Genomic DNA, 22,290 nt, shown 5'->3' with positions numbered 1-22,290 from the left:
AAGGGTGAGTGGAAGCGCCTGCAGGACTTCCTGAAGAACCCGAAGGACAACGCGGGGACCCAGGCGAAACTGGAGTCCGACGCGGCCAAGGCGTACAAGAGCTGACGGGAGGACGACAGCCGAAGCGGGGGGCGCCGACGAGGCGTCCCCCGCAGACACCCAACCCCGCGGCGGGACCCCGGTACCCGCCCCCAGGCAGCCCGGCTCCGGGCAGCCGCCCGCCCGTGAGGTGCCCAGCCGCAAGAGCGTCACCGGCACCCGCAGGGTCATCGCGGCGCTCTTCCTGCTGCCCGCGCTGGCGCTGCTCGGCGCGCTCGTGGTGTATCCAATCGTGTACTCCGTCTACCGGTCCTTCTTCGACCAGGCGGGGACCGGTTTCGCCGGACTCGACAACTACAAGGCGCTGTTCACCGACGACACCATCCGTACCGCGGTCAAGAACAACGCGATCTGGGTCGTCCTGGCACCGACCGTCTCCACCGTCCTCGGCCTGATCTTCGCGGTGCTGACCGAACGCATCCGCTGGGGAACGGCGTTCAAGCTGATCGTCTTCATGCCGATGGCGATCTCGATGCTCGCCGCGGGCATCATCTTCCGGCTGGTGTACGACCAGGCACCGGAGCGGGGGGTCGCCAACGCCGTATGGGTGGGCGTGCACGACACGTTCGCCGAATCGACCGGGTTCCCCAAGGCGCATCCGCTGCCCGTCCACGCGCTGAAGGCGGCCGGCGGCGGGTCCTTCGTGACCAAGGTGCCGGTCCGGGCCGGGGAGCCGGTCCAACTGCCCCTGGTCGGGGTGGCGCCCGCGAAGATGCCCGGTGACGCGAAGCCCGCACGGGCCCCCGCGGCGGTGACCGGCGGGAAGATCACCGGCACCGCCTGGCTGGACTTCACCAAGGGCGGCGGCGGGAAGCCCAACGTCATCGACCCCAAGGAGCTCGGGCTCAAGGGCATCAAGGTCGAGGCCGTCAAGGACGGCGAGGTGGTCGCCTCGGCCACCGCCGGCGCCGACGGCACGTTCACGCTGCCCGCCGCGGCGGACGGCGCCGAACTCCGGCTGCCGGCCTCCAACTTCAAGGAGCCGTACAACGGGGTCGACTGGCTCGGGCCGACCCTGGTGACGCCCGGCATCATCGGCAGCTACGTCTGGATGTGGGCGGGCTTCGCCATGGTGCTGATCGCGGCCGGCCTGGCGGGCCTGCCGCGCGAACTCCTCGAAGCGGCCCGGGTGGACGGGGCCAACGAGTGGCAGGTGTTCCGCCGGATCACGGTGCCGATGCTCGCCCCGGTCCTCGCGGTGGTGCTGGTGACGCTGATGATCAACGTCCTGAAGGTCTTCGACCTGGTCTTCATCATCGCGCCGGGCTCCTCGCAGGACGACGCGAACGTGCTGGCGCTCCAGCTCTACCGGTCCTCGTTCGGCACGGACGCGGACCTGGGGATCGGCAGCGCCATCGCCGTGCTCCTGCTGCTGCTGGTGGTCCCGGTGATGCTCTTCAACATCAGGCGGATACGGAAGGAGGGGCGCCGATGACGACACCCTCGACCACGGCCCCGCCCGCCGGGGCGGGCGCCGCCCCGGACACCGGCGCGGCGAAGGCCGGACGGTCGCTCGGCGCCCGGATCGCGGCACGGGCCGGCGGCGGCGTGATGCGGGTCGTCCTGATCCTGGTGGCGCTGTTCTGGCTGATGCCCACCATCGGGCTGCTGCTGTCCTCGCTGCGCAGCGCGGACAAGATCGCGGCGACCGGCTGGTGGAAGGTCTTCACCGTCCCGTCCGAGCTGACCTTCGACAACTACGCCCGGCTGCTGGACAATTCGACGATCACCGATTCACTGCTCAGCACCGTCATGATCACCGTCCCGTCGACCGTCCTGGTCGTGGTGATCGGCTCGCTCGCCGGATACGCCTTCGCCTGGATGGAGTTCCCGGGCCGCGACTGGTGGTTCCTGGTGGTGGTGGGGCTCTTGGTGGTCCCGGTGCAGGTCGCGCTGATCCCGGTCTCCAAGCTCTTCGGCGCGGTCGGCATCTTCGAGACGACCTTCGGCGTGATCATCTTCCACACCGCCTTCGGCCTGCCCTTCGCGATCTTCCTGTTGCGGAACTTCTTCGCGGAGATCCCGCGGGAGCTGCTGGAGGCGGCGCGGCTCGACGGAGCGGGCGAGATCCGGCTCTTCACCCGGGTCGTGATGCCGCTGGGCGGTCCCGCGATCGCCTCGCTCGGGATCTTCCAGTTCCTCTGGGTGTGGAACGACATGCTGGTCGCACTGATCTTCGCGGACTCCGGCTCGCCGCCGATCACGGTCGCACTCCAGCAGCAGGTACGGCAGTTCGGCAACAACATCGACGTCCTGGCGCCCGGTGCCTTCGTTTCGATGGTGATACCGCTCGCGGTGTTCTTCGCCTTCCAGCGCCAGTTCGTCTCCGGCGTCATGGCGGGCGCGGTCAAGTAGCCGCCGGGCGTGATCCACACCCTCCCGGGGCATGTGCGTCAACGCGGGGCAGTCCGGTCAGCCACCATGGACTGCCCCGTCCGCGTGCCCGGGGTGCAGTGGTCCCGCACGCCCCTGGATGTCCAAGGTTCACTTAAGAGCGTGGGTAGTATGATAAGTGGGGCCTTCATCAGCCACGCGGTCGACCACATCGACGGCAGAGTGGTGCGTCTACCGGTCCCGGCCGGAATCACCGCGTCCATATCCATGGACCGGACGGCTCCGACCGGCCGGCGGCCCCACCAGGGCCCGGCCCGCCTGCCTCCCGACCACCGCACCCTTGTCAGCCCCCTGCCCGTTCTGCTGAGCGCCCCGCAGTAATCTGTGTGCGCCCCAGTACGCACAGTCCGAGAAAGAGTCTGTATGCCCCGGCTGAGTGTCATCATCCCCGTCCGCCGCGCCCGGGGAAGTCTGCGCGAGTGCCTGGAGTCGGTGCTCTCGCAGTCGTTCACGGACATCGAGGTGATCGGTGTGGATGACGGCGCTCCGGACGGTTCGGGACTGGTGCTGGACGAGTTCGCCGCGCGTGACAGCCGGGTCCAGGCCATCCACCTGCCCGAGGGCTCGGGAGCCCACGGCCGCCGCAACGCCGGGGCCGAGCGGGCCACCGGGGACTACCTCCTCTTCCTCGAGGGTCACTACATCTACCTTCCGGGCGCGCTGCAGGACATCGCGGACCGGCTGGAATCCGCCGACGCTCCCGATGTGCTGGTGTTCGGCCACCGCAAGCGCCCGTTCCGCGGCAAGACCCGGATGACCCGTTCGCTGGAGCTGCTGAGCGGCATGCCCGCGGGCCCGCACACCCTCGCCGCCCGCCCCGGCCTCCTGGACATCGCGCCGGTGTCCTGGAACCGGGCGGTCCGCCGCACCCTCGCCGAGAGCGAGAGCCTGGCCTTCGGCCCCGGCCCGCACGGTGAGCGCATGTACGCGCTGAAGACGCTCGCCGTCGCCGGTTCGGTCGCCACGCTGGGCACCGCCTGCGTCGAGCACCGCCAGCAGCGCTATCTGCCCGGCCTCGCGGACGCGGCGGAGCCGACGGCCGGCTCGACGCCGCTGGAGCTGGTCGACGCGTACGGCGAGCTGATGACGTTCGTCGAGGCGCGCCCGGCCCTGAGCCCCGTACGCGGGCTGATCTTCGACCGCGCGGTCCAGGAGCTGCTTTCCGCGTACCCGATGGTGACGAAGCGCCGCAGGCAGTACGTCAGCGCCGTCGCCTCGTTCCACAGCGGCCACCGCCCCGACGGCTTCACCTTCCCGGGCGGCGCGAAGGGGCTCCGGCCGCAGCTGATGGGCGGCGGGAAGTACGCCGCTCTCGGCGCCCTCGACACCGCCCTCGCCACCCGGCGGAGCCTGCGCACGGCCCCCAGCACGGCGCGGGCCAAGGCGAAGAAGTCGTTCACCGCGCGCTACTACAAGGCGCAGCGCAAGCTTCCGCTGGACCCGAAGCTCGCCGTCTACGCGGCCTACTGGAACCGCGGCGTGAGCTGCAACCCCGAGGCGATCTACCGCAAGGCCCAGGAGCTGGCCCCCGATGTGCACGGGGTCTGGGTGGTGTCGAAGAACCAGGTGGACTCGCTGCCGAAGGGCATCGACTACGTGGTGCCCGGCACCCGCCGCTACTGGTCGGCGCTGGCCCGTGCCACGTACTTCTTCAACAACGTCAACTTCGCCGACCACCTGGTCAAGCGCCCCGGCCAGATCCACGTGATGACCCACCACGGCACCCCGCTGAAGATCATGGGGATGGACCAGCAGAACTATCCGGCGGCCGCGCAGGGGCTCAACTTCGACCGGCTGCTCAAGCGGGTCGACCGGTGGGACTGGAGCGTCTCCGCCAACCCGCACTCGACCGAGGTGTGGTCCCGCGCCTACCCGAGTGCCGCGCGCTCGCTGGAGACGGGCTACCCCCGCAACGACGTCTTCGCGACGGCGACGCAGGAGCAGACCGACAAGATCCGCGAGGGGCTCGGCATCCGTCCCGGCCAGCGCGCCCTGCTGTACGCGCCCACCCACCGCGACTACGAGGCCGGCTTCACCAGCCGCCTCGACCTGGCCCGGTTCTGCGAGACGGTGGGCCCGGACACCGTGGTCATGGTCCGCGCGCACTACTTCTACGGCGGCGCCGGACTCCCCGAGAACCCGTCGATCATCGATGTCAGCGACCACCCGCGGATCGAGGACCTCTGCCTGGCCGCCGACGCGCTGATCACGGACTACTCGTCGGTGATGTTCGACTACGCCCACCTGAACCGCCCGATCGTGGTGCACGCCCCGGACTGGGAGACGTACCGCACGGTCCGCGGCGTGGTCTTCGACCTGCTGTCCGGCAAGCCCGGCGAGACCCCGGGTGCCGTCGCGACGACCACGGACGAGCTGGCCCGGGCGTTCACCGACGGCAGCTGGGACAGCCCGGCGAGCGAGGCACTGCTGAAGGCGTTCCGCGAGCGGTTCTGCCCGTACGACGACGGCCGCGCCGCGGAGCGCGTGGTGCGCCGGGTCCTGCTGGGCGAGGAGCCGGCGACCGGAACCGCCTGACCCACCCGATCGAGGCCGACGACCACGAGCAGCGAGCCGCCCCAGGTCCACATCGAGGTCCGCTCGTGCAGCACGGTCGCCCCGGCCAGCACGATCAGCAGATAGCCCAGCGCGTTGAACGGGTACGCGATGGAGAGCGGCACCTTGGCCAGGGTGGACATCCAGGCGAGGGCGGAGACCGCGAAGATCACCAGCCCGACCACCACCCAGGGGCTGGTGGCGGCCCGCAGGGCGACGGAGCCGCCGTGCTCCCCGGCGGCGGCCGCGGCGCCCTTCATCCCGTGTTTGAGCATGATCTGGCCGCCCGCGGACGAGAACACGGCGAACAGCAGCAGCAGCAGGCTGGGAAGGGGCAAGACCTTGCTCCTGACGGCGGCGGCCGGATTCTCGGACGCTTGGGCGGCGGTGGGTTGGGGAACGGTCGCCTCAGACGGCGACCCGGTCGGCAGGGACGTACTGCGGGTTGAGGATGTCCTGTACATCGACGTGCTCTCCAGCGATGATCGTCTCGGCCGCATGCGGGGTGAGCAGTGCGACGTGCTGATAGCCGAACAGCGTCGGCCTGATCCGGGTCAGCAGCCTGGACAACCCGCCGAGTACCGCGGCCAGCGGGCCCCGTCCGAGCAGCGACCAGAACGGCGCCCCCGTCGAGGTGATGTCCAGGACGTCGTAGCCCGCGTTGCGTACCGTGCGGCGCAGGCTGGCCCGGGTGAAGAACCGCAGATGCGTTTCGTCGAGGATGCCGCGGCGGTCGTAGTCGAAGGCGCCGAGCGCGACGCGCATCCGTGAGTACCAGTGGCTGAAGTTCGGAACGGACAGCAGCACCTGGCCGCCCGGCCGGAGCACGGTGGCGACCTCGGTGAGCACCCGCTCGGGGCGGGAGAGATGCTCGATGACGTCCCCGGCGACGACGTAGTCGAAGTCGACGCCGGCCTCGACCGGCAGGCCCTCCTCCAGATTGGCGAGGTGGAAGTACGTGCACTTCTCCCGTACTCCGGGAACCTCGACGAAGTCCACACCGGTCACCTCGTGGCCGAGTGCCTCCAGCCGCTCCGCGAACAGACCGCCGGAACAGCCGAGGTCCAGGACCCGGCCGGGCGGCAGCTTCCGCATCTTCTCCAGGATGACCGCGTGCGAGGAGCCGTCGCCCTCCTTGAAGGCGTACTCGACGGGTTTCGGGATCCAGGCGCAGGTGCCGAACCCCTTGACCGCCAGGCGGTATTCGAGGACGTCCTTGACGACGTCCTTCGCGTACTTCATGCCGTTGACGTAGCAGATCTCGTCGCCGTAGTACGTGGGCACGGGGATCTCCTTGATCCGCATTCCCGCGTTGAGGAGCTGGACGATGATCTGGGTGTCGAAGTCGAAGGCGTCGGTGTTCCGGTCGATCGGCAGCCTCTTCAGCGCCTCGACGCTGTAGGCGCGGTACCCGGAGTGGAATTCGGTCAGCTGCGAACCGAGGAGGCCGTTCTCCAGCCGGGTGAGAATGCGGTTGCCCAGCCACTTGTAGACCGGCATTCCGCCCTTGAGGGCAGTGCCGGATTTCATCATCCGCGATCCGAACACCGCTTCGCATTCGCCGCGTTCGATCGGGGCGACCATATCGGGGAGCAGTTCCGGGGCGTACTGTCCGTCGCCGTGCAGGAGCACGATGATGTCCAGTCCGTGCGCGGCTGCCAGCGCGTATCCGGCCTTCTGGTTTCCGCCGTATCCCAGGTTCTTGGTGTGCCGCATCACCACGGTCCGCGGCATTCCGTCCGCCTGGGACCATCGGCAGCCGGCGGTGAAGGTCGCATCATGACTGGCGTCGTCGAGAATGAGGATCTCGTCGACCCTGGACCGGAAGTCCTCCGGAATCCGGTCGAGGGTCTTCTCCAGCGTTGTCTCCGCGTTGTACGCGACCACCAGGATGCCGATCCTGGGGCTCGGGCTTTCCTTCACGGGGCGTTCTCCAGTTGCGCTCGGTGCTCGGTGCTGGGGTCGAGGACGGTTGGGCGGGGGGATGCGGCGCCGCTGCGCGCGGTCAGTTGACCGCGGAACCGGAGGGCCGCGAGGTACGGGGAGCGCCGAGCGGTGCCCGCTCGGCGGGGGGCTTCGGGGGTGTGTCCGGCTGAGCGGCGAGGATCCGGCGGACGCCGACGGCGAGGCCGACCGCGAGGACGGTCCATCCGGCGGCGCCCACTTCCAGCGTCAGCTCGTTCCAGCGCACGGCGGAGCGTCCGCTGTAGCCGAGGACGGCGGTCAGCCCGGCCGCACAGCTGTACGCGAGCCCTTCCCAGAACCCGAGAACGAACGTTCCGGCGGCCGCCCAGGTCAGGTACTGCAGACCGGAGGCGGTGGACAGGAGCAGCAGCAGGCCCAGGGTGACGCCAACGGCCCCGGGCAGCTGACCGGGCCGCAGCCACGCCAGCCAGACCCCGGCCGCCACGCAGACCAGCGCGAAGAGGAAGTGGCCGCCGCCCTGCATGGAGGTGATGACGGAATCCGGCAGCCCGAGCACATCGGCGAACCGGACCAGCCCCCAGAGGTGGTAGGTGCCGCCCGCGTACTCCAGGACGTTCTCCCTGAGGTGCTGCGGCACGGTCACCAGGACCGGCCCCCACACCAGGGCGAACAGCGCGCCGAACCCGGCGGCGAAGCGGACCAGCACCGGCCGGCCGCCGCGCAGCGCGGCGACGAACAGCGCCGGGATCACCACCACCGGAATGAACTTGACGCTGATCGAGAGCGCCGCGGCCACTCCCGCGGCCAACGGCGACTTCCGGTCGGCCAGCAGATGGGCGGCGGCCAGGGCGAACGCGATGGCGACCGCGTCGGTGTTGCCGTGATAGCCGGAGGTGGCGATCAGTACCGGGCTGACGGCGACTCCGACGCCGCACAGCACCGCCGTCCCCTGGGCGGCCCGCCGCCGGACGATCTCGAACACGAGAATCGCGCAGCAGAAGTCGGCGATGGACGCGGGTGAGCGGATGAGCGTGGCGAACGACATTCCGAGTTCGGAAAGACCGTTCAGGCCGAGCAGCATCCAGCCGGCCAGCGGCGGATGGTTGTAGACGGGCAGTCCGGGCAGCGGGTGTTCATAGATCCGGACGGGGCCGTAGACGGTGACCGCCTTGGCGAAATCCGCGAAGATGCGCACATCGGCCGGGCCCGGCGTATTCGCCGCGATGAGCATGCGAGTCAGGAGGCCGACGGCCGCGGCAACGAGCACGACGGCTCTCGCGCGCCGCACGTCCCAGGACTCGCACCGCATTCGGATACCCATGAAAGCAGAACGTAGCAACCCGGCGACGCTATGCAACGCACCGATGAACACACTTATGGGGCTCGCGGCTCGAATGCGCTGCGGGTCTGCACAAACACCGGGAATGCCGAATCACTCGAACGGTTCACGCAGTTCGGTCAGTCCGTACGTCAATTCCCGTTCACCGCGGCGTCGTACCGCGGTTCACCACACGCCGGTGCCCGGCCGGTACGGGTACCGGCCGGGCACATGTGCCCCTGCGGGGGCGACGTTTCGCGCGATACGCGGACTACAGCATCCGGTCGACCACCCGGGCCGTCGCACGGCCGTCGTCGAGGTCGCAGAAGTCCCGCCGAAATGCCTCGTAGGCTTCCGCGTGTCCCGCGATGGCCCGGACCGGGTCGCGCAGGGCGTCGATCAGGTCGTCGGAGCCCGGGATCAGCGGGCCGGGAGCACGCGCCTCGAAGTCGAAGCTGAATCCGCGCAGCGTGTCGCGGTAGTGCTCCAGGTCGTAGGTGTGGAAGAGCATCGGACGGCCGGTCTGGGCGAAGTCGAACATCAGCGAGGAGTAGTCGGTGACCAGCGCGTCGCTGATCAGCATCAGCTCGCCGACGTCCGGGTAGCGCGAGACGTCGCGAACGAATCCGGTGCCGCTGTCCGGGAGCCGGTCGGTGACCATGTAGTGACGGCGCACCAGCAGCACGGTGTCCGCGCCCAGTTCGCGTTCGGCCGCGGCCAGGTCGAGCTGGAGGCCCAGGGAGTAGCGCCCGCCGCCCAGCTGCTGGTCCTCGCGCCAGGTCGGCGCGTACAGCACGACCCGCTTGCCCGCGGGAATCCCGAGCCTCTCCCGTACCGCCTCGGCGACCTTCGTCCGGTCGGGGGCGTGGAAGAGGTCGTTACGCGGATAGCCGCACTCCAGGACCTCGCCCTCGAAACCGAACGAACGGCGCAGGACGGGGGTGGAGAACGTGTTCGGGGAGACCAGGAAGCTCCACTGCCGGGCGCGCTGCTTGAGCGTGCCGATGTAGGCGGTGTTCGCCTGGATCGTGCCCGCGAGCTCAAGGCCGATGCGCTTGAGCGGGGTGCCGTGCCAGGTCTGGACGACGGTCTGGTCCTCGCGCCGCACGAACCACTCGGGCAGCTGGGTGTTGGTGACGATGTGCCGGCTGCGGGCCAGCGCCTCGTGCCAGGCGGCCGAGCCGTGCTCCACGGCGGTGGCGCCCGCGGGGATGATGGCCTGCTGGTCGCGCACCACCCACAGGTGCTCCAACTCGGCTCCCCTGAGCACCAGTTCCTCGTAGACCGCACGCGGCGAGTCGGAGAACTGGCGGCCGTCGAAGCTGCTGTAGAGGGCGGCCTCGCGCAGCGGCGCGGTGCGCTGCGCCGCGTAGGAGTCGCTCAACAGCTTCTTGGCGCGCAGACCGCGCTCCGAGGCAGTGAGCACCGGGGCGGAGACGACCAGGAGCTGGTCGCCGAAGCGCCGCTCGATGGTGTAGTCGCGGCCGGTGAGGGTGCGGGTGGCGGGCAGGCTGCGGAAGGCGGCGGCCGGGATGCGCAGCGCGATGTCGCCGCTCTCGTCGCCCGCGCCCTTCTCGCGGAAGAAGAAGTACCAGTTGCCCTCACCGAGCGGGAGCGGGCCGCCGGGTCCCTCGACGGCGTCCGGCCGCAGTTCGGCGCGGAAGCGCCGTGCGTCGTCGTCGCCGGAGAACTCGACCGGGAAGGTCGCCTCCTCGCGGTGGCTGCTGTTCTGGGCCACCAGCTCGACGGGGTGCGCCGGGTCCTCGGGGAAGGTGCCCTCCAGGAACAGCCGCCCGTCATCGGTCCAGCTCGCCAGCTCGACGGCGGGCTGCACGGTGCGGTCGCTGATCAGCAGGTTCCCGCGGGAGCTCGTGACGAAGGCGAGCTCGCGGCGCACGCCGTCCGCGCCGTCGCCGAGCGGGTAGCGGCCGGGCAGCACGGGGCCGGGCACGTCGATCGGCGTCCTCTGGTTCTTGGGGCCGACCAGGTGGACGCTGTACCCGAGGCTCTTCGGCGCGTCGTCCGCCGTGGGACGGGCCTCGGTGACAGCCGCGAGCGGGAGCTCCGCGGTGAAGCGGCGCCAGCCGGCGGCCGAGGACTCGGTGCCCTCGCCCACCGTGACCGGGACGTCGTACGCGGTGCCGGTGGCCTTGTGCGTGAGGCCGAGCCGCAGCGCGCCGCCCGCGAGGCGGTCGCGGACCATGCCGGACACCATGACGGTGCCGGACGTGTCGCCCGCGCGGTGGGTCTCGAACCGGGCGTCGATCCGCTCCGCGTGCAGCACCAGCTTGTCGGCGTCGAAGGCCGGGACGATCCGGTGGTCCCCGTCCGGCCGGTACACGGGCGGTGCCACGGAGGCCTCGCGGACGGAGGGGAAGGAGCGGCGCAGCAGGCCGTTCCTGGCGATGCCGATCTCCAGCTGCCAGGTGAGCTGCTTGGGCGTGCCGTCGGCGGCGATGCGGAGCTTCGCCGGGTCGATGACCGCCTCGAAGCCCGCCCGGTCGTAGTCGTGCAGGCTCTGGCGGGAGCGGGCGGTGGCCTCCTGCTCGTCGGTCCTGCGCAGCCGCAGCGGCACCACGTTGCGCCGGCCGGCCCGCAGCCAGCCGATCCGGAACTCGCTGGGGCCCGCGGCGACGGGCAGGTTGCGGATGTAGGCGTACCCCTTGAGGTGCAGCTTGCCGTCGCGCCACTGCGCGTCCCGCAGCCGGGCGGCGAGCGGGAGGTCGCGGTCGGCCACGCGCAGCACCTGGGCCGGCACCGGCTGCTTCAGCACCGGGTATTCGGCCTGCCGGCGGCGCACCCCGCGTACGGCGAACGCCCCGGGCTCGCGCTTGTCGTAGGCGAGCAGCGCCAGCAGCTCCTCCATGCGGTGCTCGCGCACCAGGTACCACATCAGGCGCAGCCGCAGCGGGAGTCCGTCGAGAACCGTCGGGTCGACCTGGTCGATGAAGGCGTTGCAGTGCGTCAGGAAGGCCTCGCGGTATTCCGCGTCACCGTCGGGGAGGACCTCCATGAAGTACCAGAGGTCGTTGGCGAGGGCGTGCGCCTCGTAGTGGTTCTTGTCGGCGGGCGTGCGGTTCTCCGCCAGGAAGGTGGAGACCCCCTGCACGTGCGCGACCCGGTCGCGGACGCCGCGGACGACGGCCCGGCTGGTGGTGATCGAGCCCGGCCTGTCCCGCCACTGGTAGACGGGGTCCTTCACGATGTCGACGGAGCCGGCCAGGAAGTGGGCCGGCAGCACGACGGGGATGTCCTCGTAGAGCGCGCCGACCGGGAAGGCGAACTCGTGCTTGTCCCAGAAGGAGCGGCGGAAGACCTTGTTGCAGGCGATCCGGTCGCCGAGGAGATCCAGGTCGCGCGAGACGTGGGTGCGCAGCCGGGTCGTGGCCATGGGCTTGCGGAACATCGGCGACTGCTGGAGCTTGCCGCCGGCGCGCAGCCGCAGCACATTGCCGGACGCGAGGTCCGAGCCGGTCTCCTCCAGCGCCCCGACGAGCAGCTCGTACGCGTTCGACGGGATGATGTCGTCGCTGTCGACGAAGGCCAGGTAGCGGCTCTCCGGGTCGCAGTTGCGGACACCGGTGTTACGGGCGTGCCCCAGCCCGCCGTTCTTCTGGCTCACCAGCCGGAAGCGGTCGTCCTGCGCGGCGAACTCGGCGGCCAGAGCTGCACTGCCGTCGGTGGACCCGTCGTCGACCATCACCACCTCGAGGTCGGTCATGGTCTGCTCCGCGAGGGACTTCAGGCAGTCCGTCAGGAAGAGTTCCACGTTATAGACGGGGACAACGACACTGAGCCGTGGCGGCATGTTGAGCACGTCCGTTCATCGGGGGCCTGGCTGTCCGTATGGCTCAACCGTGTGAACGGTCGGGGGTCACCGGTTACGGTCCCGAACGAGTGACTACGCCTGCACCGTGCTCGCCCCGTGGGCAAAGCCGCTCCGATCCAGGGTTCGTCCTCGGCGGTGACGGCAGTGCCCGGGGCTTCGCCCGGACGGCCCGGGAGCACGGTGTGGCGCATGCTCCGGGAGGCCCGGTGGGCGGCCCGCCCACCAGACTATCCGATGGACCGGCAGCTCTTAAAAGCACACTCACACCCCGGTCCGAAGCGGCAGCCGGGGACGGACCCGCTCGGAACCACCGGGTCTGCCGCCAGACAAGACGCGGAACGCGCGAGGCCGGTTCCTTCCCGCGGTCAGCGGGTGAGCGCGGCCACGGCCGAGGCCGCCAGATCGTCCAGATACCCCGCGGGCAGCTCGCCCCGGACCACCGCGAGGCGCCAGTAGAGCGGGCCGACGATCAGGTCGAGGGCGCGGTCGGGGTCGCTGCCCTCCGGCAGTTCCCCGCGCGCCACGGCGTCCCGTACGACCACGGCGGCGATGCCCAGCTGCGGGTCGAGCAGGGCGGCCTTGATGGTGGCGGAGATCTCCGGGTTCCGGGCCGCCTCGACGAGCAGGTCCGGGATGACCTGGGAGGCGAGCGGGTGGCGCAGGGCGTAGGCGGCCAGTTCGAGCACGGCGCGGACGTCCCCGTACAGCGAGCCGGTGGCCGGGGCGGGCATGCCCTGCACCGCGACGGCGGAGACCAGGTCGAGGACCATGTGCAGTTTGGACTTCCAGCGGCGGTAGACCGCGGTCTTGCCGACGCCCGCGCGCCGGGCGATGCCCTCGATGGACATCCGGGCGAAGCCGACCGCGGCCAGCTCCTCGAAGACCGCGCTGCGGATCGCATCGGTCACGTCCTCGCGCAGCACGGCGGCTCCGGCGGGGACACGGCGGCGGCTTCCCGGGTCGGTGGTCATGGCCCGAATCATAGTCCGCGACGACGAAACGGTTGCGTTGCGACGTCGTCTCGTCCTACCCTCGGCGTTGCGACGATACGGTTCCGTCCCGTCGCTTGCGTGTGTCCCTCCCCCCCTCGACGAAAGCGATCGTGGTGAGCCAGACAACAGCTCCGGCGGCCCCGGCGGTCACCCCGCCCGACGCGTCCCCTCCCGTGTACGCGCCCGGAGAGCTCGCGGCCCTCGCCGCCCGGCACGGGCTGACCGTGAGCGGGGCCCGGCCGTCCCTTCCCGCGTACGTCAGGGAACTGTGGGGACGGCGGCACTTCATCACGGCCTTCGCCACCGCCAAGCTCACCGCCCAGTACAGCCAGGCGAAGCTCGGCCAGATCTGGCAGATCATGACCCCGCTGCTCAACGCGACGGTCTACTACTTCATCTTCGGCGTCCTGATGAAGACGAAGCACGGCGTCCCGGACTACGTCCCGTTCCTGGTCACCGGCGTCTTCATCTGGACCTTCACCAGCAGCTCGATCACCGCGGGCACCCGCGCGATCAGCGGCAACATCGGGCTCGTGCGGGCCCTGCACTTCCCGCGCGCCTCGCTGCCCATCGCGCTGGCCCTGCAACAGCTCCAGCAGCTGATCTTCTCGCTGGGCGCACTGGTGCTGATCCTGCTGGTGTTCGGCCAGTACCCGCAGCCCTCCTGGCTGCTGGCCGTACCGGCCCTGACGCTGCAGGCCGTCTTCAACACCGGCATCTCGATGGCCATGGCCCGCCTCGCCGCGCGGACCCCGGACATCGCCCAGCTGACACCGTTCATCCTGCGCACCTGGATGTACGCGTCGGGCGTGATGTGGAGCATCGGCACGATGCTCCAGGGCGACCGGGTCCCGCACCTGGTGAAGCTGGCGCTGGAGATCAATCCGGCCGCCGTCTTCATCAACCTGATGCGGTTCGCGCTCATCGACAGCTTCGACGGCGGACAGCTGCCCCCGCACGTGTGGGCCATCGCCACGGGCTGGGCCCTGGTGTGCGGCGTGGGCGGATTCATCTACTTCTGGCAGGCCGAGGAGAGTTACGGACGTGGCTGACAGCACTTCGCCCGGAGTACCGACGGTCGTCGTCGACGACGTCCACATCACGTACAAGGTCAACGGCGCCCGCACCGGCAAGGGCAGCGCCACTTCGGCCCTCAGCCGGCTCGCCTCGCGCCGGCAGTCCCCCGGGGTGCGCGAGGTGCACGCCGTGAAGGGGGTCAGCTTCGCCGCGTACAAGGGGGAGGCGATCGGCCTGATCGGCTCCAACGGCTCGGGGAAGTCGACGCTGCTGAAGGCCATCGCCGGTCTGCTGCCCGCCACGAGGGGCCGCGTCCACACCCAGGGCCAGCCCTCGCTGCTCGGGGTGAACGCCGCGCTGATGAGCGATCTGACCGGCGAGCGCAACGTCGTCCTCGGCGGACTCGCGATGGGCATGAGCCGCAACGAGATCCGCGAGCGCTACGAGGGGATCGTCGACTTCTCCGGCATCAACGAGAAGGGCGACTTCATCACCCTGCCGATGCGCACGTACTCCTCCGGCATGGGCGCCCGGCTGCGCTTCTCGATCGCCGCGGCCAAGGACCACGACGTGCTGCTGATCGACGAGGCCCTGTCCACCGGTGACGCCAAGTTCCAGCGCCGCAGCAAGGAACGGATCATCGAACTGCGTCAGCAGGCCGGCACGGTCTTCCTGGTCAGCCACCACAACAAGTCGATCACCGAGACCTGCGACCGGGCGATCTGGCTGGAGGCGGGAACGCTGCGCATGGACGGCCCGGCGAAAGAAGTGGTCGCCGCCTACGAGAAGTTCACCGGCAAGAAATAACCGCCCCCGGCCCGGGGGCGGCACTTCGAGCCCGTCCGGCGACTGAGGGCGAGGCGGCCGCCGGACACACCCGGCAGCCGCCTCGCCCCCGCCACCGCTACGCGTGCGTACGCAGCAGCGTCCGCATCGTCCGCATCGCCACCGACAGGTTCGCCAGGTCGAACGCGTCCGACCCCTGGATCTCCTCCAGCGTGGAGCGCGACCGCGTCAGGATCGCCGCGTTCTTCTCCTCCCACGCCTCGAACCGCTCCTGCGGCGTGGAGGACCCGTTGCCCACACTCAGCACGTCACCCGTGAGCGCCGCGTGAGCGGCGTACAGGTCCTCGCGGATGGACGCGCGGGCCATCGACTGCCAGCGGTCGGCCCGCGGCAGCTCGATGATCCGGTCCATCAGCTGGGTGATGGACAGCCGGTCGGCGAGGTCGTAGTACACCTCGGCGACGGACAGCGGGTCCTTCTCCGTACGGTCCGCGATCGCCACGATGTCGAGCGTCGGGAAGGCGGACGAGAATCCGGCGACGCGTTGCGCCAGCTCGTCCGGGACACCCGCCTCGGTGAGCTCGTCCAGGATCGACTGGTACCACTTCTGGTCGGCGCCCATCAGCATCTTGGGCAGCTCGGCCCAGACCTGCTCGACACCGGCCCGGAAGAAGTCGATCGTCCCGGCGATCTCCAGCGGCTGCGGCCGGTTGCCGAGCAGCCAGCGCGAACCGCGCTCGACGAGCCGCCGCGAGTGCAGCCTGATCCGGGTCTGCACATCGGCGGGCACCCGGTTGTCGAGCGCCTCCACGGCGTCCCACACCCTGCCGAGCCCGAAGATCTCACGGGCCGCGACCTGCGCCCGCACGATCTCCTCGATCGAGGCCCCGGTCTCTTCCCGCAGCCGGTGCAGGAACGTCGAACCGCCGCTGTTCACCGTGTCGTTGACCAGCACCGTGGTGATGATCTCGCGGCGCAGCGCGTGCCCGTCGACCGCCTCCGGGAACTGCTCGCGCAGCTGCCGCGGGAAGTAGGCGTGCAGCAGCTTCTGCAGGTACTCGTCGTCCGGCAGGCTGGTCCCGATCAGCTCCTGCGCCGCCGTGATCTTCGTGTAGGCGAGCAGCACGGCCAGCTCGGGCTGGCTGAGCCCCTTGCCGGCGCTCAGCAGCTCGCGGATCTGCCGGTCGTTGGGCAGGAACTCGAGCCCCCGGTCGAGATGGCCGTCGCGGCCCAGCCGGCGCATGAAGCGTTGGTGGGCGTGGAGCAGCGAGGGCGCCTGCGCGACCGCGTTGGAGAGCGCCGTGTTCTGCGCGTAGTTGTTGCGCAGCACCAGATGACCGATCTCGTCGGTCATCTCGGCCAGCAGCTTGTTGCGCTGCTTGACGGTCATGTCGCCGTCCCGTACCAGCCCGTTGAGCAGGATCTTGATGTTCACCTCGTGGTCGGAGGTGTCCACCCCGGCGCTGTTGTCGATCGCGTCGGTGTTGATCCGGCCGCCGGTGCGGGCGAACTCGATCCGGCCCAGCTGGGTGGCGCCGAGGTTGCCGCCCTCGCCGACGACCCTGGCCCGCAGGTCCTCGCCGTTGACACGGATCGCGTCGTTGGCCTTGTCGCCGACGTCCGCGTTCGACTCGGCGGAGGACTTGATGTACGTACCGATGCCGCCGTTCCACAGCAGATCGACGCGGGCCTTGAGGATCGTCTGCATCAGGTCGGCGGGCGTCATCTTGGTGACCCCCGACTCGATGCCGAGCGCCTCGCGGATGTGCGCGTTGACCGGGATGGACTTGGCGCTGCGCGGGTGGATGCCGCCGCCCGCGGAGATCAGTTCCTTCTTGTAGTCGGCCCAGGAGCTGCGCGGCAGGTCGAAGAGGCGGCGCCGCTCGGCGTACGAGATCGCGGCGTCCGGCTTCGGGTCGATGAAGATGTGCCGGTGGTCGAAGGCCGCGACGAGCCGGATGTGCTCGGAGAGCAGCATCCCGTTGCCGAACACGTCACCCGACATGTCGCCGACGCCGACGACGGTGAAGTCCTCGGTCTGGGTGTCGTGGCCGAGCTCGCGGAAGTGCCGCTTGACGGACTCCCAGGCGCCCCGGGCGGTGATGCCCATGCCCTTGTGGTCGTAGCCGGCGGAGCCGCCCGAGGCGAAGGCGTCGCCCAGCCAGAAGCCGTACGCGACGGCGACCTCGTTGGCGATGTCGGAGAACTTCGCGGTGCCCTTGTCGGCGGCGACGACGAGGTAGGTGTCGTCCTCGTCGTGCCGGACGACGTCCTTGGGGTGCACGACCTCGCCGGTCACCATGTTGTCGGTGATGTCGAGCAGTGCCGAGATGAAGGTGCGGTACGAGGCGATGCCCTCGGCCATCCAGGCGTCACGGTCGACGGCCGGGTCGGGGAGCTGCTTGGCGACGAAGCCGCCCTTGGCGCCGACCGGCACGATGACGGTGTTCTTCACCATCTGTGCCTTGACCAGGCCGAGGATCTCGGTACGGAAGTCCTCGCGGCGGTCGGACCAGCGCAGACCACCGCGGGCGACCTTGCCGAACCGCAGGTGGACGCCCTCGACCCGCGGCGAGTAGACCCAGATCTCGAACGCCGGGCGCGGGGCCGGGAGGTCCGGGATGGACTGCGGGTCGAACTTCATCGACACGTAGTTGTGCGGCAGGCCGCTGTCCGCGCGCTGGAAGAAGTTGGTGCGCAGGGTGGCCTTGATGACGGTGAGGAAGGACCGCAGGATCCGGTCCTCGTCGAGCGAGGCGACCTGGTCCAGGGCCCCGTCGAGCTCTTCGAGGAGCCCGTCGGTCAGCTCCGTGCCCGCGCTCTGGCGCCCCGGCGACATCCGGGCCTCGAAGAGCGAGACCAGCAGCCGGGTGGTGTGGACGTTGTTCTGGAGAGTGCTCTCCATGTAGTCCTGGCTGAAGGTCGATCCGGCCTGGCGCAGGTACTTCGCGTAGGCGCGCAGCACCATCGCCTGGCGCCAGTTCAGACCGGCGCTCAGCACCAGCGCGTTGAAGCCGTCGTTCTCGGCCTCGCCGGTCCACACGGCGGCGAAGGCCTCCTGGAACCGCTCGCGGGCGTCGTCGGCCAGGTGGCTGCCGCCGCCCGCGCCCTGCGGCATCCGCAGCCCGAAGTCGTAGATCCAGGCGTGCGTACGGTCCGCACAGCGCAGTTCGTACGGACGCTCGTCGACGACCTCGACCCCGAGGCGCTGGAGCGCCGGCAGGACGGCGGAGAGGGAGACCTGCTCGCCGGTCCGGTAGATCTTGAAGCGGCGCTCGCCGGGGGCGGCGCCGACCGGCTCGTACAGGCTGAGGGCGAAGTCCCGCTCGTGCTCCTTGAGGGCTTCGAGGTGGACCAGGTCGGCCACGGCCGCGCGCGCTGAGTGGTCGGCCTTGTAGCCCTCGGGGAACGAGTGCCCGTACTGGCGCAGCAGCTCGGCGGCGCGCTCCTCGCCGCACTCGGCGTTCAGCGCCTCCTGGAAGCCGTCGGCCCAGGAGCGGGCGGCCTCGACGAGCCGGGCCTCGATGCGGTCGGCCTCGGCGTCGGTGAGGCCGGTCAGCTCGCTGCCGGGGGCGACCCGGACGACGAAGTGCAGCCTGGAGAGGATCGACTCGGTGTTCCAGGCGGTGAAGTCGACGCTGGTGCCGTTCAGCTCCTCCTTGAGGATGTCGATCAGCCGCAGGCGTACGCCGGTGGTGTAGCGGTCGCGCGGCAGGTAGACGATCGCGGAGTAGTAGCGCCCGTACTCGTCCTGGCGCAGGTAGAGCCGGAGCCGGCGCCGCTCCTGGAGGTAGAGCACCGAGGTGACGACGGAGCGCAGCTGGTCGGGCGGCGTCTGGAACAGCTCGTCGCGCGGGTACGTCTCCAGGATCTGGAGCAGGTCGCGGCCGTCGTGGCTGTTGTACGAGAAGCCCGCGCCCTCCAGCACCTCGGCCACCTTGCGGCGGACGACGGGCACCCGGCGCACGGACTCGGTGTAGGCGGCGGACGAGAACAGTCCGAGGAAGCGGCGCTCACCGATGACATTGCCCTCGGCGTCGAACTTCTTCACGCCGACGTAGTCGAGGTAGCTGGGGCGGTGCACGGTCGCCCGGCTGTTGGCCTTGGTGAGGATGAGGAGCTTGTGCTCCCGCGCCTTGGCGCGGGCGTCGGCGGGCAGCCGGTCGAAGGAGGGGCTGACCGGGTGCGCCTCGTCCTCGCTGTGGTGCGGGTCGGAGCGCAGGATGCCGAGGCCGGTGCCGGGTACGGCGGCCAGCGCGTCGGAGTCCTTCAGCTCGTACTCGCGGTAGCCGAGGAAGGTGAAGTGGTCGGCGGCCAGCCAGCGCAGCAGCTCCCTGGCCTCGTTCACCTCGTCGTCGGCGAGGTCGTCGAGCGGCTCGCCGGGCAGGTCGTCGGCGATGCGCAGCGCCGCGTCCCGCATCTTCTCCCAGTCCTCGACGGTCTCCCGTACGTCGGAGAGCACGCGCAGCAGGTCGGCCTGGATCTGCTTGAGGTCGGCACGGTCGGACTCACGGTCGATCTCGACGTGGATCCAGGACTCGACGAGCGCGTCGTGCGGCAGCTCGGCCTTGGCGTCCTTCGCCCCCTTGGCGTTCTTGCGCCCGTTCTGCACACCGGTCGAAATGCCGGCGCCGTCGGCGAGGACCTCGATCAGCTTGCCGGCCACATCGCGTCGGACGATGACCTGCGGGTGGATCACGACATGGATGCCACGCCCCTGGCGGGACAGCTCATTGGTGACGGAGTCCACCAGGAACGGCATGTCGTCCGTGACGACCTCGACGACGGAGTGGCTGCAGGTCCAGCCGTTCTCCTCGACGGTCGGGGTGTGCACCCGGACGTTCGCCGTGCCCTGCGGGCGGTTCTCCGCGAGCCGGTAGTGGGAGGAGGCGGCGCCGAAGACATCGACCGGGTCCCGGCCGCCGATGTCCTCCGGAGCGGTGTGGAGGTAGTAGCGCTGGAGATAGGCGAGCAGCACGTCCTGGCGCGAACGCTCCTGCCCGGCCCCGTTGCCGTTGTCGGCCCCGGTGGCCGCAACGTGCACCCGGGGGGTACCGCCCGGGCCACCGACACCACCGCCCGGGCTGTTGTCAGCTACCTTGGCGGCCCGTGCGAGCAGCTCGGCCTTGGCTTCGTCCAGCTTGGTCTGCATGTCCTCTGGCTCCTGTCGCGCGCCGTTGCGTGACGTAGGTGAAAAAGACGACGTACCGCCACGACACGGGGTTTCCGGTCTGAGTCGACGCTATGCCGCTATGAGAGACGCCCGGGACCATATTGGCCATTTTTGGCACTCGGGCCGGGCTGAGGGGATCAGTCAGGGCCCGGGTGCTGTGGCACTCCGGGCGCAGGCCGGGGGCTTCGCTGCCCCCGAGGCGTATCGCGCTGATCACGGGGTCCAGGCTATCTCCCCCGCCCCGGTAACCGTCACGAGCCGTATGTGTACAAAGAAAGCCCCGAACTTTGACACTCTGGACAGCGCATCGTGCCGTGGTGTCGCACTCTGGTAACCGGAACAGGCCGACGAACCGTGGGGAGCCCTGCCATGGCACCGAAGATCCTGATCGTCACCGGCGACGCCGCCGAGTCCCTTGAGGTCCTCTATCCGTACCAGCGGCTGCGCGAGGAGGGGTACGAGGTCCACATCGCCGCCCCGTCCCGCAAGATGCTCCGCTTCGTGGTCCATGACTTCGAGCCCGGGTTCGACACGTACACCGAGAAGCCCGGCTACGCCTGGCCCGCCGATCTGGCCTTCACCGAAGTCGACCCGGCCGACTACGTGGCCCTGGTCGTCCCGGGCGGCCGCGCCCCCGAGTACCTCCGCAACGACGCCGGCCTGCGCAAGATCCTCACGGCGTTCTTCGACACGGACCGCCCGGTGGCCCAGATCTGCCACGGCCCGCTGATGACGGCCGCGGCCGGTGCGCTGAAGAACCGCCGTGTCACGGCCTATCCCGCGCTGGAACCGGACATGGAGTCGGCCGGGGCCTCCTTCCAGGACACCGAGGTCGTGGTGGACGGCACCCTGGTCTCGTCCCGCGCCTGGCCCGACCACTCGGCCTGGATGCGTGAATTCCTGACCGTGCTCCGCACCAAGGCCCCGGTCACCTGAGCGCGGGTGCTCCGCACGGAGGGCCGGGTCACCCGAGCACCGGCTCCCCAGCCGGTGCGGAGCGGGCGGCGGCCGGTACCGGCCGCCGGCTGCCCTACCGGCCCAGCTGCTCGGCGAGGGCCGCCGCTTCGGCCAGGGTGTCCACGACGGGCACCCCGGCCGCCTCCAGGCTGGCCCGGCTGTGCGAACCACCCGTGTAGAGCACCGCCCGCGCCCCGACATGGGCGGCGGCCACCGCGTCGTCCACCGCGTCTCCGATGATCACCGCGTGCTCCGGGGATATCCCGCCCAGCGCCGCGAAATGCCGCTCCATGTGCTGGGCCTTGCTGCCGCCGGAGCGCCCGGTGCGGCCGTCGACGCGCACGAAGTGCCGCTCGATGCCGTATCCCCGCACCACGGGGACCAGCTCGTCGTGCCCGTACATGCTCAGCAGGGACTGGCTCCGGCCGGCCTGCTGCCACCGCGCGAGCAGCTCCGCGGCCCCCTCCGTCAGCCCGCAGCCCTCGCGCTGCTCGGTGTAGTGGCGGTGGAAGACCACGTCCATCAGATCCCACTCGGCCTCGGTGGGCAGCCGGCCCATCATCCGTTCGTAGAAACGGGGTATCGGGATGCAGTACATCTCCCGGTACTGGTCCAGGCTGATCGGCGCCACGCCGACCTCGCCGAACGCGGCGTTCGTCGCGCCGACGACCGCGGTGTTGTCGTCGAGCAGCGTGCCGTTCCAGTCCCAGACCAGATGCGTGCGGTACTGCTCCTGCGTCCCCATGCGAAGAAAAATACCCGCCGGCACCGACAACCGGTGCTCCGGCCGCCGCCAGGGCCGCTGCGCTCCGCCGTCAGCCGATCAGGTTCGGAATCTCCTGAATGCCGAACCACAGCAGCTCGTGGTCCTCGGCGCCGTCCACGGTGAACTGCGCGTCGCCGTCACCGAGGTCCGCCGCCCCCAGGGCGGCCGCGGCCGCCGTGACGTCCTTGTCCGCCTCGTCCGAGTCGACGTGCACCGCGGCCGCCTTCGCCAGCGCCACCGCGGAGGCGATCGCGACCTCACCGAGCGACGAGGCGTCCAGGATGTGGTCCGGGTCGGCGACGGCGTCCCCGTCCGGCACATCGACCGCGACGACGACGCGACGGCGGGTGGCAGCGGGGTCTCCGGCGATCATCCGCAGCGACGCGGACGCGGCCCGGCTGAGCGCCGCGTACTCCAGTTCCTCGATGTCGTCGGAGACGTACCACTCGCGCAGTGCGGGGGTCACCGCGTACGCGGTGA

The 22,290-nt window shown here is 70.2% G+C and carries 14 protein-coding genes; 7 read left to right on the top strand and 7 right to left on the bottom strand.

What is annotated here, in order from left to right:
• Positions 1-229: 229 nt before the first annotated feature.
• The 4 genes from J1C73_RS27525 (at position 230) to J1C73_RS27510 (ending at position 5,028) form a co-directional block, all read left to right on the top strand.
• The gene (locus J1C73_RS27525; RefSeq protein WP_207318754.1) at positions 230-1,534 is read left to right on the top strand and encodes a carbohydrate ABC transporter permease; all 1,305 of its coding nucleotides are present in this window, start codon (positions 230-232) and stop codon (positions 1,532-1,534) included.
• Complete coding sequence (locus tag J1C73_RS27520) at positions 1,531-2,454, top strand: carbohydrate ABC transporter permease (RefSeq protein ID WP_207318753.1); 924 nt, start codon at positions 1,531-1,533, stop codon at positions 2,452-2,454. The genes J1C73_RS27525 and J1C73_RS27520 overlap by 4 nt, the downstream gene beginning before the upstream one ends.
• Positions 2,455-2,595: 141 nt before the next feature.
• Positions 2,596-2,814, top strand: coding sequence for a hypothetical protein (locus J1C73_RS27515; protein ID WP_207318752.1), 219 nt, complete (start codon positions 2,596-2,598; stop codon positions 2,812-2,814).
• A 42-nt stretch (positions 2,815-2,856) separates the two neighbouring features.
• The gene (locus J1C73_RS27510; protein WP_207318751.1) at positions 2,857-5,028 is read left to right on the top strand and encodes a bifunctional glycosyltransferase/CDP-glycerol:glycerophosphate glycerophosphotransferase; all 2,172 of its coding nucleotides are present in this window, start codon (positions 2,857-2,859) and stop codon (positions 5,026-5,028) included.
• A 426-nt stretch (positions 5,029-5,454) separates the two neighbouring features.
• Here J1C73_RS27510 and J1C73_RS27505 read toward each other — a convergent pair whose 3' ends face one another.
• From J1C73_RS27505 to J1C73_RS27490, 4 genes are all read right to left on the bottom strand, one after another.
• A complete protein-coding gene (locus J1C73_RS27505) occupies positions 5,455-6,969 on the bottom strand; it encodes a bifunctional glycosyltransferase/class I SAM-dependent methyltransferase (protein ID WP_207318750.1) in 1,515 nt (504 codons plus the stop codon).
• Between the two features lie 82 nt (positions 6,970-7,051).
• On the bottom strand, positions 7,052-8,293 hold the full coding sequence (locus tag J1C73_RS27500) for a glycosyltransferase family 39 protein (RefSeq protein WP_207318749.1): 1,242 nt from the start codon (positions 8,291-8,293) through the stop codon (positions 7,052-7,054).
• Between the two features lie 268 nt (positions 8,294-8,561).
• Positions 8,562-12,107: a bifunctional glycosyltransferase/CDP-glycerol:glycerophosphate glycerophosphotransferase gene (locus tag J1C73_RS27495; protein ID WP_207318748.1), complete on the bottom strand. Its 3,546-nt coding sequence runs from the start codon at positions 12,105-12,107 to the stop codon at positions 8,562-8,564.
• Positions 12,108-12,484: 377 nt separating this feature from the next.
• On the bottom strand, positions 12,485-13,102 hold the full coding sequence (locus J1C73_RS27490) for a TetR/AcrR family transcriptional regulator (protein ID WP_207318747.1): 618 nt from the start codon (positions 13,100-13,102) through the stop codon (positions 12,485-12,487).
• 119 nt (positions 13,103-13,221) lie between these two features.
• On the opposite strand from J1C73_RS27490, the gene J1C73_RS27485 reads away from it, so the two are divergent.
• Together J1C73_RS27485 and J1C73_RS27480 are read left to right on the top strand one after the other, a co-directional pair.
• Positions 13,222-14,163, top strand: a complete 942-nt coding sequence (locus J1C73_RS27485) for an ABC transporter permease (protein WP_207318746.1) — start codon at positions 13,222-13,224, stop codon at positions 14,161-14,163.
• A complete protein-coding gene (locus J1C73_RS27480; RefSeq protein WP_207318745.1) occupies positions 14,156-14,935 on the top strand; it encodes an ABC transporter ATP-binding protein in 780 nt (259 codons plus the stop codon). Before J1C73_RS27485 ends, J1C73_RS27480 begins: the two co-directional genes overlap by 8 nt.
• Positions 14,936-15,032: 97 nt before the next feature.
• Here J1C73_RS27480 and J1C73_RS27475 read toward each other — a convergent pair whose 3' ends face one another.
• On the bottom strand, positions 15,033-20,066 hold the full coding sequence (locus J1C73_RS27475; protein ID WP_207318744.1) for an NAD-glutamate dehydrogenase: 5,034 nt from the start codon (positions 20,064-20,066) through the stop codon (positions 15,033-15,035).
• A 390-nt stretch (positions 20,067-20,456) separates the two neighbouring features.
• Between J1C73_RS27475 and J1C73_RS27470 the strand changes: the two genes are divergently transcribed.
• Positions 20,457-21,023: a DJ-1/PfpI family protein gene (locus J1C73_RS27470; RefSeq protein ID WP_207318743.1), complete on the top strand. Its 567-nt coding sequence runs from the start codon at positions 20,457-20,459 to the stop codon at positions 21,021-21,023.
• 94 nt (positions 21,024-21,117) lie between these two features.
• Here the strand turns inward: J1C73_RS27470 and J1C73_RS27465 are convergent, their stop codons facing one another.
• Both J1C73_RS27465 and J1C73_RS27460 read right to left on the bottom strand, forming a co-directional pair.
• On the bottom strand, positions 21,118-21,789 hold the full coding sequence (locus J1C73_RS27465; protein WP_207318742.1) for an HAD family hydrolase: 672 nt from the start codon (positions 21,787-21,789) through the stop codon (positions 21,118-21,120).
• A gap of 70 nt (positions 21,790-21,859) precedes the next feature.
• On the bottom strand, positions 21,860-22,290 hold a 431-nt coding region (locus tag J1C73_RS27460; RefSeq protein WP_207318741.1), incomplete at its 5' end, for a DUF6912 family protein.

The organism is Streptomyces laculatispora (assembly GCF_017353455.1).
GTDB classification, from domain to species: Bacteria; Actinomycetota; Actinomycetes; order Streptomycetales; family Streptomycetaceae; genus Streptomyces; species Streptomyces laculatispora.
The sequence above is the reverse complement of the archived record's forward strand: the minus strand, read 5'-3'. Positions and strand labels throughout refer to the sequence as shown.

What these genes read in the sequence shown, in the direction of transcription:
- J1C73_RS27520 (WP_207318753.1), top strand. Translation starts at nt 1,531, where the DNA reads ATGACGACACCCTCGACCACGGCCCCGCCCGCCGGGGCGGGCGCCGCC.
- J1C73_RS27510 (WP_207318751.1), top strand. Translation starts at nt 2,857, where the DNA reads ATGCCCCGGCTGAGTGTCATCATCCCCGTCCGCCGCGCCCGGGGAAGT.
- J1C73_RS27500 (WP_207318749.1), bottom strand. Translation starts at nt 8,293, where the DNA reads ATGGGTATCCGAATGCGGTGCGAGTCCTGGGACGTGCGGCGCGCGAGA.
- J1C73_RS27490 (WP_207318747.1), bottom strand. Translation starts at nt 13,102, where the DNA reads ATGATTCGGGCCATGACCACCGACCCGGGAAGCCGCCGCCGTGTCCCC.
- J1C73_RS27475 (WP_207318744.1), bottom strand. Translation starts at nt 20,066, where the DNA reads ATGCAGACCAAGCTGGACGAAGCCAAGGCCGAGCTGCTCGCACGGGCC.
- J1C73_RS27470 (WP_207318743.1), top strand. Translation starts at nt 20,457, where the DNA reads ATGGCACCGAAGATCCTGATCGTCACCGGCGACGCCGCCGAGTCCCTT.
- J1C73_RS27465 (WP_207318742.1), bottom strand. Translation starts at nt 21,789, where the DNA reads ATGGGGACGCAGGAGCAGTACCGCACGCATCTGGTCTGGGACTGGAAC.